Here is a 13,934-nt window from a genome sequence, read left to right on the forward strand (position 1 = left end):
TCAAAGCGGCCGTCAGGACTGGTCGAGAACGCCCGTGACCACCGTGTGCAGGTGGTGCCGGAAGCGGTCGAGGACCGGCAGGTCGAGCGGGCCGAGGCGGCGGCCGGCCGGGTCGATGACGCCGGCCTGGCCGAAGGAGTGGGACGTCCAGACGATGGTGAAGACCAGCATCTCGACGTCCACCCCGGCGCCGAGGCCGGCCCGGGCGAGCACCTCGCGGACGGCGGCGGCGACCTCGGCGACCAGCGGGCCGGCGAACTCGGTCTCGATGTCGGCCAGGTCGGAGCCCTCGGCCAGCCAGCGGCGCATCCACAGCGCCGGCACCTCGGGGTGGTTCAGGCAGAACGACAGGTAGGCGTCGACGAAGGCGAGCAGCGCCGCCCTGGTCTCCTCGGCGGACGGGCCGCAGGTGTGCAGCTGGCGGACGGCGGCGGTCACCACCTCGCGCTGGGCGAGATGGGCCCGGCGCATCACCTCGCGGTACAACTCCGGCTTCGCGCCCACGTGGTAGGCGACGGTGGCGATGTTCAGCCCGACGGCGTCGCCGATCGCCCGGGTACTGGTGGCGTCGTAGCCGCGCTCGGCGAACAGTCGGGTGGCGGTCGCCAGGATGCGTTCGCGGGGACCGTCGTCGGACCGGGTGCTCATGGGCCGAGGCTACCCGAGGCGGAGTGCCGGTTTCAATCACATGACGGAGCGAAAAATCGCAGGTCATGGAGCATTGCCCATTCCTCCATCATTCGATTGAATGAGCGCCTTCCACGGAGAGGAGGGCCCGGCCATGGGCTCCACGAAGGTGGCGGTGATCGGTGCCGGCGCGGCCGGGCTCGCTACGGCCAAGGCGCTGCTCGACCACGACCTGGACGTCACCGTGCTGGAACGCGGCGACCGGGTCGGCGGCCTGTGGGCGGGCGACGGCAGCGCCGGGACGTCACCGTCGTACGACAGCCTGCACCTGAACACCAGCAAGGGCCGTACCCAGTTCGTCGACCACCCGATGCCCGAGCACTGGCCCGACTACCCGTCGGCCGCCCGGGTGGCCGGCTACCTCGCCGAGTATGCCCACCGGTTCGGCGTCACCGAGCGGGTCCGGTTCCACACCGACGTCACCGCCGTCCGCCGCGCCGACACCCACTGGGAGGTCGAGACGGCGGTCGGCACCGAACAGGCAGCCGGGATTGAGGAGTTCGGCGCCGTGGTGGTCGCCAACGGCCACAACCGCGAACCGAAATGGCCCAGCCCCGGCTACCCCGGCCACTTCGACGGCACCCAGATGCACGCCCACGACCACCACAGCGCCGACACGTACAAGGGCCGCCGGGTGCTGGTCGTCGGCATGGGCAACAGCGCGATGGACATCGCCGTCGACGCCTCGCACGTCTCGCACGGGCCGGTGCTGCTCTCCGCCCGGCACGGCAGCCACATCGTGCCCAAGTACCTGTTCGGCCGCCCGTCCGACGCCACCGGCGGCGCGCTGTCCGTGCTGCCCTGGCGGATCCGGCAGGCCGTCGCGCAGACCGTGCTGCGGCTCGCCGTCGGCACGCCCGAGCGGTACGGCCTGCCCAAGCCGGCAGGCGGGCTGTTCCAGAACCACCCCACGATCAGCGACACCATCCTGCACCGGCTCACCCACGGCGAGGTCGAGGCACGTCCCGGCATCGAACGGCTCGACGGCAACCGGGTGCTGTTCACCGACGGCACCGCCGACCGGGTCGACGTGATCGTCTGGGCCACCGGCTACCACGTCACCATCCCGTTCCTGGACGAGCGCTGGACCGGCGACGACCCCGAGGAACTGCCGCTCTACCAGCGGGTCTTCCACCTCGACGACCCCACGCTGAGCTTCGTCGGCCTGATGCAGTCCACCGGTGCCGCGCTCCCCGTCGTCGAGGCCCAGGGCAAGCTGGTCGCTGCCCACCTGGCCGGCCGCTACGCGCTGCCCACGCCCGAGCAGCAGCGCGCGCACGTCCAGCGCATGCACGCCGCCGCCGTCCGCCGCTGGGGCGCCAAGCGGCCGATGATGCGGATCGACTTCGACCAGTACACCGCCGCCGTGCCCCGCGAACTGCGGGCCGGTGCCCGCCGAGCCGTCGCCCGCCGCAACCCCATCACGAAGGCAGCGATATGACGATCCGACTGTTCGATCGCCGTCAGGACCCGCGCGGCCGCCGCGTACTGATCACCGGCGCCTCCGGCACCATCGGCCGCTCCCTCGGCGAACGCCTCACCCGGGCCGGCGCCCACGTCATCGGCCTCGACCTGCGCCCCACCGGCGACGAACCGTTCACCGTGCTGCGCTGCGACATCACCGACGGCGCCAATGTCACCACCGCCGTCGCCGAAGCCCTCGACACCCTCGGCGGCCTCGACATCCTGGTCAACAACGCCGGCATCGGCGGCCCCGCCCCCGCCGAACTCGCCCCCGGCGACGAAGTCCGCCGCCAGTTGGAGATCAACCTGCTCGGCACCTGGCGCACCACCGCCGCCTGCGTGGACGCCCTCGTCGCCGCCCGCGGCCGGGTCGTCATGGTCACCTCCCGGATGGCCGTCATGCAGCTCCCGCTCGCCGCCGCCTACGGCGCCTCCAAGCGCGCCATGGTCGCCTACGCCGACGCGCTGCGCCTCGAACTCGGCACCCACGTCACCGTCACCTGCGTCTACCCGTCCGCCGTGCGCAGCCCCATCCACGACTCCACCAAGGCCGCCGGACTCTCCCTCGACGGCATGAGCGTCTACGAGCCGCTGGACGGCGTCCTCGACACTATCGAACGCGCCGCGCTCGCCGTCCGGGCCCGCCGCGACCTGCCCACCACCCGCAAGGGCGCCGTCGAGTTCTTCCTCGCCCGGCACCTGCCCGCGCTCACCGACCGGATCGTCACCGGCACCCTTGCCAAGCGCGCCGCCGCCGGCGCCTTCGACGACGCCCCGCTCGCCGCCGGCGTCGCCGCCCGCCACCGGAGCACCCCGTGACGGACCCCCACGCCCGACCGGAGCAGGCCCCGCCGTCGCCGGCCCGACCGGAGCAGGCCCCGCCGTCGCCGGCCCGACCGGAGCAGGCCCTGCCGTCGCCGGCCCGACCGGAGCAGGCCCTGCCGTCGCCCAGAGCCGGCCGCCGCACCCTCACCCTGTACGCCACCGGCTCCGTCGGCATGGGCGTCTGGGTCACCGTGCCCGGCCTGCTGCTGCTCTACTTCCTCACCGACGTGCTCGGCGTCCCCGCCGCCGTGGCCGGCCTCGCCCTGCTGCTGCCCAAGATCGTCGACATCGTCGTCCACCCGCTGCTCGGCTCCCGCTCCGACCGGCAGGCCCGCGCCCACGGCCACCGCCGCCGGATGATGCGCACCGGACTGCTGCTCGGCCTCGCGATGGCCGCCATGTTCACCGTCCCGGGCCAACTCACCGGCGCACCAGCCGCGTTGTGGGTCGGTGGCTGGCTGATCACCGGCAACCTGCTGTTCGCCGCCTTCCAGGTGCCCTACCTCACCACCCCCTCCGACCTGCTCGTCGGCTACCACGAGCGCACCCGGGTCTTCATGTTCCGGATGGCCCTGCTGACGATCGGCCTGCTCGGCGCAGGCGTCGCCGCCCCCGCCCTCGCGGCCGGCGGCGGCCGCGGCGACTACACCCGGATGGCCCTGCTGCTGGCCGTCGCGATGACCGCCTCCGCCGCCGTCGCACTGCGCGGCGTCCGCGGCCTCACCGACGCCTGCGGCTTCCGCCCGCCCGACCCACGGGCCGGCCACTCCACCCTCGCCGACCTGCGGATCGCCCGCCAGGACCGCAACTTCCGCGCCCTGGTGGCCTCCTACCTGTTCACCGGCACAACAACCCATCTGTTCCTGGCCGCGCTGCCCTACGTCACCCAGTACCTGTTCCACAACGCCAAGTTGACGGCGCTGTTCATGGGCCTGTTCCTCGGCCCCGCGATGTTCGCCGGACCCGCCTGGACCGCCTGGTCGCGACGGATCGGCAAACAGCGCGGACTGCTGCTCTCCCAGGCCGTGTTCGCCACCGGCTCGCTCGCCCTGCTGCCCGGCGCCCTGCTGGCCGGCGGGGTCGGCACCGCGCTCACCGCCGTCGTCGTGATGGCCATGGGCATCGCCTTCTCCGGCCTGCAACTCTTCGCGTTCTCCATGCTGTCCGACGCCGTCAATGCCGCCGGCTCGTCCGACGCCGTCAATGCCGTCAATGCCGCCGGCTCGTCCGACGCCGTGAACGCCGCCGGCTCGTCCAAGGCCGGCGCCTACACCGGCGTGTGGACCGCCACCGAGGCCACCGGCACCGCCGTCGGCCCCTACCTGTACTCCGCCGCGCTCGCCCTCGGCGGCTTCGTCTCCAGCACCGGCGGCCACACCACCGCACAGAGCGGCACCGCCCTGAACGCGCTGCTGCTCGGCTTCACCGTCCTGCCCGCCGCGCTGATGGCCGTCGCCCTGTGGTTCCAGCGCAGCTGCACCCTGGACCGCACCCCGTGACCGGACCCGACACTCTCGCCGTGGCGGCCGTCGCGCTCGGCGCGTTCGCCCAGGCCGCCACCGGCATGGGGTTCTCGCTGATCTCCGCGCCCGCCCTGATCGCCGCGCTCGGCCCGCACCGCGGCGTCGCCACCGTGCTGGCGCTCGCCCTGCTCGCCTCGCTGCTGCCGCTGTCCCGGGACTGGCGGCACATCCGCCCCCGGGACACCGGCCGCCTGCTGGTGCCCACCCTGCTCGGCACCCCCGTCGCCGCCTGGCTGCTCGGCGCCGTCGACACCCGGCTGCTCGCCATCGCCGCCGGCGCCGGCGTGCTGGCCGGCGTCACACTGCTCGCCTGCGGGCTGCGTTCGGCGTTCCTGCAACGCCCGGCCGGCGCCTGGATCAGCGGCCTCGCCAGCGCCGGACTGAACGTCATCGGCGGCGTCGGCGGCCCCCCGATCGGCCTGTACGCCGCCAACGCGGGCTGGCCCCCGAGGCAGGCCAGAGCAACCCTGCACGCCTTCTTCCTGGTGCAGAACGTGGCCACCGTCGCCGTCGTCGGCTTCGTCCTGCCGTCCTGGCCCGCCGTGGCCGCCCTCGCCGTCGGCGCGGCCACCGGCATGGCACTCTCCCCGCGCCTGTCCCTCACCGCCACCCGCAACGGGGTGCTCGCCGTGTCCTGCGTCGGCGCGATCGCCCTGATCGCCACCGCGCTGTGAGGGCCGCCCCGTGACGCGGTGACGGCCCGATCTCAGCCCTGCTGCGGCAGGTGCTCCGCGACCAGGGCGGCGAACTCGTCCGGGGAGACGATCCGGATGCCCAGCTCCTCCGCCTTCGCCCGCTTCGATCCCGCCTTCTCGCCCGCCACCAGCAGCGTGGTGCGCTTGGAGACCGAGGACGAGGACTTGCCGCCGGCCCGCTCGATCAGCTCGTTCATCTCGTTGCGCGACAGCTCCGCCAGCGGGCCCGTCATGCTGCCGGTGACCACCACCGCCTGGCCCGCCAGCGCACCCCCATCGGCGGATTCGGTGGCCGCCGGGGCCTGCGGCTCGGTGACGGCCGTGCCCACGCCCTCGGCGGCCAGCCGGTCCAACAGGCCGGACAGCTCGGCGAGTTCGGTCACCAGCAGGCGGGCCTTCTCCGGGCCGATGCCGTCCACCGCCGCCAGCGTGTCCGCGTCCGCCGCGCGGATCGCCGCCATCGAACCGAAGTGCGCGGCGATCCGGCGCGACATGCTGCGGCCGGTGCCGCGAATGCCGAGCGCGCAGAACACCCGGTGCAGCGGCTGGCTGCGGGCGGTCCCGATCGCCGCCAGCAGATTGTCCGTGGACGTCTCGCCCATCCGCTCCAGCGCCAGCAGCTGCTCCCGCGTCAGCGTGAACACGTCCGCCAGATCCGCCACCAGGCCCGCCTCCACCAGCTGCACCGCGCGGGTCGAACCCAGGCCCTCGATGTCCAACTGGTCCCGGCCCGCCGCGTAGATGATCGACGCCACCGCCTGACAGTTGCGGCCCCGGACGCACCGCCAGCGCTGCTCGCCGGTGTCGATCGCCTCGCCGCAGCGCGGGCACGCCTCCGGGAAGACGATCGGCTGCTCCGCGCCGGTGCGCTGGTCCACCAGCGGCGCCTCCACCCGCGGAATGACATCCCCCGCGCGGTGCACGAAGACCCGGTCGCCCAGCATCAGCCCGCGCCGCTCGATGTCGGCCGGGTTGTGCAGCGTCGCGTACGTCACCGTCACGCCGTCGATCACCACCGGCTCCAGCACCGCCCGCGGCGCGATGATGCCGGTACGGCCCACGTTCCACTCCACGCCGAGCAGCGTGGTCACCTTGTGCTCGGCCGCCAGCTTGCGGGCCACGGCCCAGCGCGGCGCCCGCGAACCGCTGCCCGCCTCGCGCTGGTCCGCCGCCTCGTCCGCCTTGATCACCACGCCGTCGATGCCGAACGGCAGCGCCGCCCGCAGCGCCGCGATCTGCGCCACCCGCTCCTGCACCTGATCGACCGTCACGCAGCGCACCGGCGCCGCGTCCGTGCTCGCCGCCGTGTTCGCCCCCAGCTCGGCCAGTCGGGCCAGCAGCGCGCTGTGCGCCAGGCCGTCGTCGAAGCCGACCGCGCCGTACGCGAAGAACGTCAACTCCACCCGGTACGGGCGGTCCTTGGCACGCAGGGTGCCGGCCGCGCCGTTGCGCGGGTTGGCGAACGGGGGCGCGCCGTGCGCGGTGCGGACCTCGTTGGCGCGGTCGAACTGCTCGCGGGTGAACAGCACTTCACCGCGCAGCTCGACGTCCACCGGCTCGGTCAGGACGGCCGGCAGGCCCAGCACGTCGCCCGCCGCGTGGCTGATCTCCTCGCCCGCCAGGCCGTCGCCGCGCGTGATCAGCCGGTGCAGCCGGCCCGCCCGGTAGCGGGCCGCGACGGCCAGCCCGTCCAGCTTCGGCTCCACGCACCAGGCCGCCACCGGGCGGCCCAGCCGGCGCTCCAACCCGGCCGCCCAGTCGGCGAGTTCCTCCTCCGAGAAGACGTTGTCCAGCGACAGCATCGGCACACTGTGCGGCACATCGCCCTGCGCCGCGCCACCGGCCACCTTGCCGGTCGGCGACTGCGGCAGCACCTCGTCCGGGTGCGCCTCCTCGTACCCGGCGATCGCCCGCAGCAGGGCGTCGTACTCGTCGTCGCCCAGCGAGGTGGACCCGTCGCCGTAGTAGGCGGCCGCGGCCTCGACGGCGGAGGCGACGGCATCGGCGTAGTCGCCGGCGGAGAGCAGAGCGGTGTCGTTCATGCCCGTATCGTCTCGTCTCGCACTGACATTCGGGCCGGACGCGTGTCCGGCCCGGCACTTCCGCCGGTCGCCCCGCATTCCCTAAGGTGACGGCCATGACCAACACGGGGAACGACACCACCGACGTCCACATCAGCCTGGTCGGCGGCACCCGCCTCGAAGGCGCCGAGATCCACGCCCGCACCCTGACCGCCTCCCTGGTCGGCGGCGCCGACATCGACCTCACCGAGGTCGACATCCCCGACGGCGCCGAACTCCGCATCACCAAGCTCAGCCTGGTCGGCGGCGTCCACCTTCGGGTCCGCCCCGAAGTCCGCGTCAAGGTCACCGGCATCCGCCTCGGCGGCGTCAGCGACGACGGCCCGACCGTCGCCGGCGGCCCGACAGTGCACGTCGCGGCCTGGGGGCTGGTGGGCGGCGTGCGGGTGAGCCGGGACTGAACACCCTCCGGTTGCCGGACCTCAACGGCGGTCGGGCGAAGGCGAATTGACGCGACGAGCGGGCCGGGCGGGCATCGTCCTCCGCGCCGAACGCGCCCGCCGCCGCGACGCCGGCCCCGCCCGACGGCCCGTGGCAGCCGGTGTGGACCGTCATGCGCGCCCTCGCGCGAGTTCACGGTGACCGGAACGTTCGGCTGGTCGTCCGGTTCGAGGAGTAGGCCTCCGCGTCACCCGACCGGTGCAAGCCGGGGCGAGCAGATCGCGGCAGCGGTCGGCGGGCCCGCCGAAGCCCGTGGAAACGCCTGAATCAGGCGAAGAACCGTGCGAGTTGGTTCAGACGGTTGGCCCAGCATGGCCAGCCGCGAAGCTCGTTTGTGTGCGCATCATGGGTCTCGGCCCTCGGTTCGGCCGAATTCCCCTTCCGTTCCCCGAAAGGAACGCCCATGCTCCGCACTTCCCGTTCCCGTGCCCGTAAGGCCGCCGTTGCCGCCGCGTGCGCCGTGCTGCCCCTCGGCGTGGCCTTCGTCGCTCCGGCGGCGGCCAGCGCCGCGCCGACGGCCGTGAAGGTCTCGTGCCAGGCCGCCGGCCAGGTCCACTTCAACCCAGGCGTGGAGCTGTTCCCGCGTGCGCAGCACGTCTCCTACCAGGGCCAGGAAGGCGCGTGCGACGACTTCAGCGAGTTCGACATCATGACCGCGAAGCTCACCATGAGCTTCGATGACGTCTCCCTCTCCTGTCTGGCCAGCGGCAGCTCGGGCAGCGGCAAGGGCAGCGCCAAGATTGAATGGACCGAAGAGGATGGCGAAACGGCGGAGAGCATTCTCGACGTCCAGATCGACAACTCCGCCCTCAACGTCGGGCATGTGTCGGGCCACGTGCGCAGCGGCCAGTTCGAGGGGCACGGATTCACCGGCACGTTCAAGACCAGCCTGGTCGCCGGTGGGATCGAATGCACCATCGGCGCCCCGGCCGGTGGCGTGAAGGACGCCGACTTCACGGGCGACTTCAGCATCGACTGACAGCGGTTCGACGTCCGCGGTGGCGCTGCCGGTGGGCCTCGGCCCGTCGGTGGCGTCGCCGCTTGGACGTGTTCCGTGAAGTCCGTGTCACGCCATTCGAGTTGGGTGGTGGCGTGCGCATATCGCCGTCGTGCCAACGGAGTTGCCGACACCTGCGGCCTGGCACCGGTGCGTGGTTCAGGCCGGGCCGTGGGCGCGGAGTTGGGCCGGGCGGTCGGACGGGCGGTGCCAGCTGAGGTCGAGGCCGGTGGCGCGCAGGGCGATGCCGAGGGCGTGGCGCATGGCGTCCTGGACAGCGGTGGTCAAGTCCGGTGCGGCGAGGCGCGGCGACGGGTTCCAACCGAGGTCGGCCAGGCCGGCCGCATCGCAGTCGTTCAGGGTGATGCCCGCGCCGCCCGGGCGGGTGGCCACCGGGAGGCCTGCCAGGGTCGCGCTGCGGCGGACGGCCGTGACGATCTCGGCCCGGACGCCGGGGTGAACCGGCGGCGGTGCGGCCGGGTCGGACGGCGGGGGAGTGGGGCCGGTGTCCGGCCGGGCGGCAGAGCCGCGCACCGTGGTTCGGGCCGGGGCGTCGGTGCGTTCCGCGTCGAGGCCGAAGGCGGGGAGCAGTTCGGCGAGTGCGTTCCCGAGGGCGTCGGCGACCAGTTGACGGGCGGTGGCCGCCGGGTTCTGCCCGCCGCCCGCCGTCGCCGCGTCCTCCAGCCGGGGCGAGGCCAGCCAGCGCAGCGCGATTGCCCCGCCGTCCGGCACCAGGTGCACGCCCGGCCCGTGGCCGCCGTGCGCGACCGGCAGGCCGGCCAGCAGCAGGGCCTCCGTCACCCGGTCCGCCAGCACCGGATCGAGCCTCGGCGCGACGACCTGACCTGACGTCAACTCGCGGATCTCAGCGGCGATCCTGTCCACCCCGACCCCTCCTCCGCGGTGCGGACCGTTCGCGCCGCCCGCGGAGAGGGTATCCATGAACATGCAAAATTCAACAGCGCTCGGAACGGTCAGTATGGGGGTGCGGGGAGCGGCCCGCAGAGCAGGTTGCCCGGGTCGGTGGGGTTGTCGCTGATCCAGAACTGTGCCCAGAGCAGGGCGAATTCGGAACGGCCGAGGTGGCCGTCGCCGTCCCGGTCGAGCTGGTCGAAGACGTCGCCGGTGTCGATGGCGCGGCCGTGCCAGGTGTCGACCAGGTGGCGGTGCTCGGCGCGGGAGATCCGGCCGTCGCCGTTCTCGTCGACGGCGTCGAAGACCGCGTCGGAGGTGGCGTTGACGTATTCGAGCATCGCGGGCAGGCGGTCGACCATGGCGAGGATCTCGTCCAGGCCGACTCTGCCGTCGCCGTCGCGGTCGGCCGCCGCGGACAGATGGTCCCACCAGCCGAGCGTCACTTCCGTTACCCGCGCGGCGAGTTCGGGATCGTCGGCGACCCGGGGCAGCCGGTGCCAGCGGTCGGCGAGGTCCTGGAAGTCGTCCTGATCCAGGTAGCCGTTCCGGTCGGTGTCGAAGGCCTGGAACATGGTGGTGAGCTTGCTGCGCTGGAACTCGCTGGCCAAGGTAAACAGCCTCTCTCGGGGGTGCACTTGCCTTGATCCTTTTCCGTTCGGCCGGATCCCGCACCGGCGCACCGTGGCGCGGCCCCTGGCCTGCCCCGCTCCGGGGGCGCACGAGAGGCCCTGCGCGCGGTCACCCTTTCGGTGTGGGCCCGGTGCGGCGGGCGGGCCGATGAATGTGGCCGTTATGTGTCTGTCAATTGGAGGTTTATTGCGGCGGCCCACAGTAGTGACATGGCCGCCGGAGAGACCGGCGGACCACTCCGGGGGGAGAACCCATGGGAACCTACGCCCGCATCGCCGGCGCCTTCGCGGCCGCCGCCGCGCTCACCGTCGCGCTGACCGGCACCGCGTCCGCCGCCACCACCACCGAGGCGGCCACCGCCAAGTCGCCCGCCGCCGCGCCGGCCCTCACAACTGCCGCCCGCAGCACGGCGGTCAAGCTGAACAACTGGACCGGCTGCACCCTCACCCGCGAGAACTGGTGGCTCTCGCACGGCATCTGGACCAGCCAGCCGCCGGTGCACATCTACAACGGGCAGCAGGGCAGCTGGGCGTCCGAGTCGAACGGCTTCGCCACCGGCACCGAGGGCTACGCCCGGTTCTACGCCGAGAGCTGCGCCAACCCGGTGCTGAACGGCCGGATCATCCAGGTCCACTGGGACAACCCGTACGTGGGCTCGAACAGCTACGACTCGAACGGCACCGACCTGATGTTCTACGTCCCGCAGCCGGCCGGTGGCGGCGGCAACAACGCCGTCGCCGAGTTCTCCGCCTGGGGGCACTGACCCTCCCCGGAGGGGACGCAAGGGAACACCGGCGAGCGGCAAGGGTGCGACTGTTGCGGTGCGGGGTGTGGGTGGGGCCTGAGTGGGCAGGTATGGCAGGTCCCTGATCACGTCCGACGGGCGACAACCGTCAACTCCCTTGGGGGAACCGCACAATGAAGCGCAAGTCCTGGGCGCTGCTCACCGCCCTGTCCCTGCCGCTCGCCCTCTCCACCACCGCGGTGGCCGCCGAACCCGCGGCCGCCGCGACCACCGCCGGCGCCGGGTGCGTGTACTCGCCCGCGGTGCCGGCGGACAACTTCAAGGGCATCCCGGTCTTCGACGCGAAGAAGGCGGCCAAGCCGTACAGCGCCACCCTGCGCACCACCCAGGGCGCGATCACCTTCAAGGCACTGACCGACAAGGCCCCCTGCACCACCTTCTCGTTCCGCTTCCTCGCCGAACGCAGCTACTACGACCGCACCCACTGCCACCGCCTCACCACCCAGCGCCTGTACGTGCTGCAGTGCGGCGACCCGACCGGCACCGGCAGCGGCGGCCCGGGCTACTCCTTCCCCGACGAGAACCTCGAAGGGGCGACCTACCCGGCCGGCACCGTCGCAATGGCCAACGCGGGCCCGGACACCAACGGCAGCCAGTTCTTCATCGTCTGGAAGGACACCAAGCTGCGGCCCAACTACACCCCGTTCGGCCAGATCACCGGCGGGCTCGACGTGCTGCAGAAGATCGCGGCCGGCGGCGAGGACGACCAGAACGCCCCGGGCGACGGCTTCCCGAACCTGCGGGTGGACTTCCGCAAGGTCAGCATCTCCAGCCACTGACCCGGCCCTGGGCGGCCCACCACTCGCGGTGGGCCGCCCCGCGTCCCGGCCGCCCGGATCAGTGCCCTCGCCGACCATCTGCTCGGCCGGCAAAGGGAATTCGCCGCCACCGGCGAAAGCCTGTTGGCGGTGATCGACTCCACCAACGGCATGCTCGACGGCGGCCTGATGAGCGCCGGCCTGACGCTGCGCCGACGCGCGGGTGCTGCCCGCGTGCCCCGGCTTCGGCGCGCCCCGGCCGCCACGCTGACCCGTGGGTGCTGCCCGCGTGCCCCGGCTTCGGCGCGCCCCGGCCGCGACGCCGACCCGTGGGTGCTGCCCGCGTGCCCCGGCTACGGCCCGCCCCGGCCGCGACGCCGACCCGTGGGTGCTGCCCGCGTGCCCCGGCTACGGCCCGCCCCGGCCGCCACGCCGCGCAGATTTTCGCCGGCATCGACGCCGGCATCCCCGCACCGGAAGGCACACGCCGCGCCGGCCGCCGCCTGTTCTCCGGCGACCGCCGACGCCCCGTCGTCGAGCCCACCTTCGACGACGGCCCCAACCCGCCGTACACCGGCCGGATCCTGGACGTCCTCGACCGGTGCGCCGTTCCCGCGACGTTCTTCTGCGGCGGCCCGCACGCCCTGGCGCACCGACGAGGCGATCGCCAGATCCGTCGGCGAGGCGGGCCCGCGAATGCTCCGCCCGCCGTACGGCTCCCGCACCCCCGACGTGCTGCGCCGGCTCGCCGAGAGCGAGGCCACCGTGGTGCTGTGGGACGTCGAGCCGTCCGACCGGGCCCGGCCCGGCGCCGACGCGATCACCCGGGCCGTCCTCGACCGGACCCGGCCCAGCTCACTGATCCCGATGCCCGATGCCCATGGCAGCGGCGACCGCTCACAGACCGCCGACGCCCTGCCCGGCGTGATCAGGGCCTGCCTGCCCGCGGATACACCTCTGCCCGGGTGGACGGCCCGACCTGACCCCGGTCTCTCGCGGCGCGGGGGTGCGGTTTTCCGAACCCCGAGAACGGGTGCTGGCACGGGCGAAACAGCAGTTCCCCGCGACGCACGATGAACACATGAACAGCGCAACGAGTACCGAAGTGGAGCTCGCCGTCCGCGCCGAAAGCGTGCACCGCGGCTATCGGCGCGGCGGCAGCGACGTCCCCGTCCTGCGCGGCGTGACGGTCGGATTCCGGCCGGGGACGTTCACCGCCGTGATGGGCCCGTCCGGATCCGGCAAGACCACCCTGCTGCACTGCCTGGCCGGCCTCGACCGCCCCGACCGCGGGCAGATCTGGTGGGGCCCCACCGCGATCCACACCCTGCCCGAACGCCGCCTCGCCCGACTGCGCCGCGAGCAAGTCGGCTTCGTCTTCCAGGCGTTCAACCTGATGCCCGGCATGACCGCCGCCCAGAACGTCGAACTCCCCGGCCGCATGGCCGGACACCGCCCCGCCCGCCCCACCGTCCACGACGCCCTCGCCCGGGTCGGCCTGGCCGGCCGCGAACGCCAACGCCCCGCCCAACTCTCCGGCGGCCAACAACAACGCGTCGCAATCGCCCGCGCCCTGGTCTCCCGCCCACGCGTCCTGTTCGCCGACGAACCCACCGGCGCCCTCGACCGCACCACCGGCACCCAAATCCTGCACCTGCTCCGCACCGCCGTCGACAACGACGGCACCACCTGCGTCATGGTCACCCACGACCCCACCGCCGCCGCACACGCCGACCGGGTCCTGCTCCTCACCGACGGCCAACTCGTCGACGAACTCCACCACCCGACGGCCCGCCAGGTCGCCGACGCGCTTGCTGCGGCGGGGGGTGAGGTGTGATGAGTGCGGTACTTGCTCGGCGCCAACTGCCGGTCCGCCGGGCCGGGTTGGTCGTCGCGTTGCTGCTCGCTGTCGCCACCGCGTTCGGCGTGCTCGTCGGGCAGGCTGCTGCCGATGGGCGCGCTGCGAGGCGAGGCGTGATGGGCGCGGTGCTCGTCCGGCGCCAACTGCGGTGTCGCTCGGCCGGGTTGGTCGTCGCGTTGCTGCTCGCTGTCGCCACCGCGTTCGGCGTGCTCGTCGGGCAGGCTGCTGCCGATGGGCGCGCTGCGAGGCGAG

Annotated in this window: 15 protein-coding genes and 1 pseudogene; 12 read left to right on the plus strand and 4 right to left on the minus strand. The window is 73.3% G+C overall.

Translation table 11 applies throughout. The features are described from left to right. Positions 1-12: 12 nt before the first annotated feature. Complete coding sequence (locus tag ACFYS8_RS17205; RefSeq protein WP_387641841.1) at positions 13-648, minus strand: TetR/AcrR family transcriptional regulator; 636 nt, start codon at positions 646-648, stop codon at positions 13-15. 133 nt (positions 649-781) lie between these two features. Here ACFYS8_RS17205 and ACFYS8_RS17210 point away from each other — a divergent pair, with 133 nt between their 5' ends. From ACFYS8_RS17210 to ACFYS8_RS17225, 4 genes are read left to right on the plus strand one after another with little or no spacing between them, the layout of a single operon-like run. Then, positions 782-2,128, plus strand: coding sequence for a flavin-containing monooxygenase (locus ACFYS8_RS17210; protein ID WP_387641844.1), 1,347 nt, complete (start codon positions 782-784; stop codon positions 2,126-2,128). Further along, positions 2,125-2,970 (plus strand): SDR family NAD(P)-dependent oxidoreductase, encoded by an 846-nt coding sequence (locus ACFYS8_RS17215; protein ID WP_387641847.1) that lies wholly within the window; start codon positions 2,125-2,127, stop codon positions 2,968-2,970. The genes ACFYS8_RS17210 and ACFYS8_RS17215 overlap by 4 nt, the downstream gene beginning before the upstream one ends. Further along, positions 2,967-4,475: an MFS transporter gene (locus ACFYS8_RS17220; protein WP_387641849.1), complete on the plus strand. Its 1,509-nt coding sequence runs from the start codon at positions 2,967-2,969 to the stop codon at positions 4,473-4,475. Before ACFYS8_RS17215 ends, ACFYS8_RS17220 begins: the two co-directional genes overlap by 4 nt. Then, positions 4,472-5,173: a sulfite exporter TauE/SafE family protein gene (locus tag ACFYS8_RS17225; RefSeq protein WP_387641852.1), complete on the plus strand. Its 702-nt coding sequence runs from the start codon at positions 4,472-4,474 to the stop codon at positions 5,171-5,173. The genes ACFYS8_RS17220 and ACFYS8_RS17225 overlap by 4 nt, the downstream gene beginning before the upstream one ends. A 32-nt stretch (positions 5,174-5,205) precedes the next feature. On the opposite strand, the gene ligA is transcribed toward ACFYS8_RS17225, so the two are convergent. Next, the gene (gene ligA, locus ACFYS8_RS17230) at positions 5,206-7,236 is read right to left on the minus strand and encodes an NAD-dependent DNA ligase LigA (RefSeq protein WP_387641854.1); all 2,031 of its coding nucleotides are present in this window, start codon (positions 7,234-7,236) and stop codon (positions 5,206-5,208) included. Between the two features lie 95 nt (positions 7,237-7,331). Here ligA and ACFYS8_RS17235 point away from each other — a divergent pair, with 95 nt between their 5' ends. Further along, positions 7,332-7,676, plus strand: coding sequence for a hypothetical protein (locus ACFYS8_RS17235; protein ID WP_387641857.1), 345 nt, complete (start codon positions 7,332-7,334; stop codon positions 7,674-7,676). A gap of 443 nt (positions 7,677-8,119) precedes the next feature. Then, a complete protein-coding gene (locus ACFYS8_RS17240) occupies positions 8,120-8,695 on the plus strand; it encodes a hypothetical protein (protein WP_387641859.1) in 576 nt (191 codons plus the stop codon). Between the two features lie 177 nt (positions 8,696-8,872). On the opposite strand, the gene ACFYS8_RS17245 is transcribed toward ACFYS8_RS17240, so the two are convergent. Together ACFYS8_RS17245 and ACFYS8_RS17250 are read right to left on the minus strand one after the other, a co-directional pair. Next, positions 8,873-9,598 (minus strand): hypothetical protein, encoded by a 726-nt coding sequence (locus tag ACFYS8_RS17245; RefSeq protein ID WP_387641861.1) that lies wholly within the window; start codon positions 9,596-9,598, stop codon positions 8,873-8,875. A gap of 89 nt (positions 9,599-9,687) precedes the next feature. Next, the gene (locus ACFYS8_RS17250; protein ID WP_387641863.1) at positions 9,688-10,236 is read right to left on the minus strand and encodes an EF-hand domain-containing protein; all 549 of its coding nucleotides are present in this window, start codon (positions 10,234-10,236) and stop codon (positions 9,688-9,690) included. Between the two features lie 275 nt (positions 10,237-10,511). Between ACFYS8_RS17250 and ACFYS8_RS17255 the strand changes: the two genes are divergently transcribed. The 6 genes and pseudogenes from ACFYS8_RS17255 to ACFYS8_RS17280 all read left to right on the plus strand — a co-directional run. Next, positions 10,512-11,021 (plus strand): hypothetical protein, encoded by a 510-nt coding sequence (locus ACFYS8_RS17255; RefSeq protein WP_387641866.1) that lies wholly within the window; start codon positions 10,512-10,514, stop codon positions 11,019-11,021. Between the two features lie 155 nt (positions 11,022-11,176). Further along, positions 11,177-11,842 carry a peptidylprolyl isomerase gene (locus ACFYS8_RS17260; RefSeq protein WP_387641869.1) on the plus strand — a complete coding sequence of 222 codons (666 nt, stop codon included), beginning with the start codon at positions 11,177-11,179 and terminating at the stop codon, positions 11,840-11,842. A gap of 323 nt (positions 11,843-12,165) precedes the next feature. After that, a pseudogene (locus tag ACFYS8_RS17265) lies at positions 12,166-12,495 on the plus strand (polysaccharide deacetylase family protein); the annotation flags it as partial. Between the two features lie 22 nt (positions 12,496-12,517). After that, entirely contained in the window at positions 12,518-12,898 is a 381-nt protein-coding gene (locus tag ACFYS8_RS17270; protein WP_387642198.1) for a polysaccharide deacetylase family protein, read from the plus strand. Between the two features lie 4 nt (positions 12,899-12,902). Beyond that, positions 12,903-13,658 carry an ABC transporter ATP-binding protein gene (locus tag ACFYS8_RS17275; RefSeq protein ID WP_387641871.1) on the plus strand — a complete coding sequence of 252 codons (756 nt, stop codon included), beginning with the start codon at positions 12,903-12,905 and terminating at the stop codon, positions 13,656-13,658. Next, positions 13,658-13,934, plus strand: a 277-nt coding sequence (locus tag ACFYS8_RS17280; protein WP_387641874.1) for a hypothetical protein, incomplete at its 3' end; no start/stop codon positions are given. The genes ACFYS8_RS17275 and ACFYS8_RS17280, both read left to right, overlap by 1 nt.

The organism is Kitasatospora sp. NPDC004615 (assembly GCF_042873545.1).
GTDB lineage: Bacteria > Actinomycetota > Actinomycetes > Streptomycetales > Streptomycetaceae > Kitasatospora.

What these genes read in the sequence shown, in the direction of transcription:
- ACFYS8_RS17255 (WP_387641866.1), top strand. Translation starts at nt 10,512, where the DNA reads ATGGGAACCTACGCCCGCATCGCCGGCGCCTTCGCGGCCGCCGCCGCG.
- ACFYS8_RS17260 (WP_387641869.1), top strand. Translation starts at nt 11,177, where the DNA reads ATGAAGCGCAAGTCCTGGGCGCTGCTCACCGCCCTGTCCCTGCCGCTC.
- ACFYS8_RS17235 (WP_387641857.1), top strand. Translation starts at nt 7,332, where the DNA reads ATGACCAACACGGGGAACGACACCACCGACGTCCACATCAGCCTGGTC.
- ligA (WP_387641854.1), bottom strand. Translation starts at nt 7,236, where the DNA reads ATGAACGACACCGCTCTGCTCTCCGCCGGCGACTACGCCGATGCCGTC.
- ACFYS8_RS17210 (WP_387641844.1), top strand. Translation starts at nt 782, where the DNA reads ATGGGCTCCACGAAGGTGGCGGTGATCGGTGCCGGCGCGGCCGGGCTC.
- ACFYS8_RS17205 (WP_387641841.1), bottom strand. Translation starts at nt 648, where the DNA reads ATGAGCACCCGGTCCGACGACGGTCCCCGCGAACGCATCCTGGCGACC.
- ACFYS8_RS17270 (WP_387642198.1), top strand. Translation starts at nt 12,518, where the DNA reads ATGCTCCGCCCGCCGTACGGCTCCCGCACCCCCGACGTGCTGCGCCGG.
- ACFYS8_RS17240 (WP_387641859.1), top strand. Translation starts at nt 8,120, where the DNA reads ATGCTCCGCACTTCCCGTTCCCGTGCCCGTAAGGCCGCCGTTGCCGCC.
- ACFYS8_RS17215 (WP_387641847.1), top strand. Translation starts at nt 2,125, where the DNA reads ATGACGATCCGACTGTTCGATCGCCGTCAGGACCCGCGCGGCCGCCGC.
- ACFYS8_RS17275 (WP_387641871.1), top strand. Translation starts at nt 12,903, where the DNA reads ATGAACAGCGCAACGAGTACCGAAGTGGAGCTCGCCGTCCGCGCCGAA.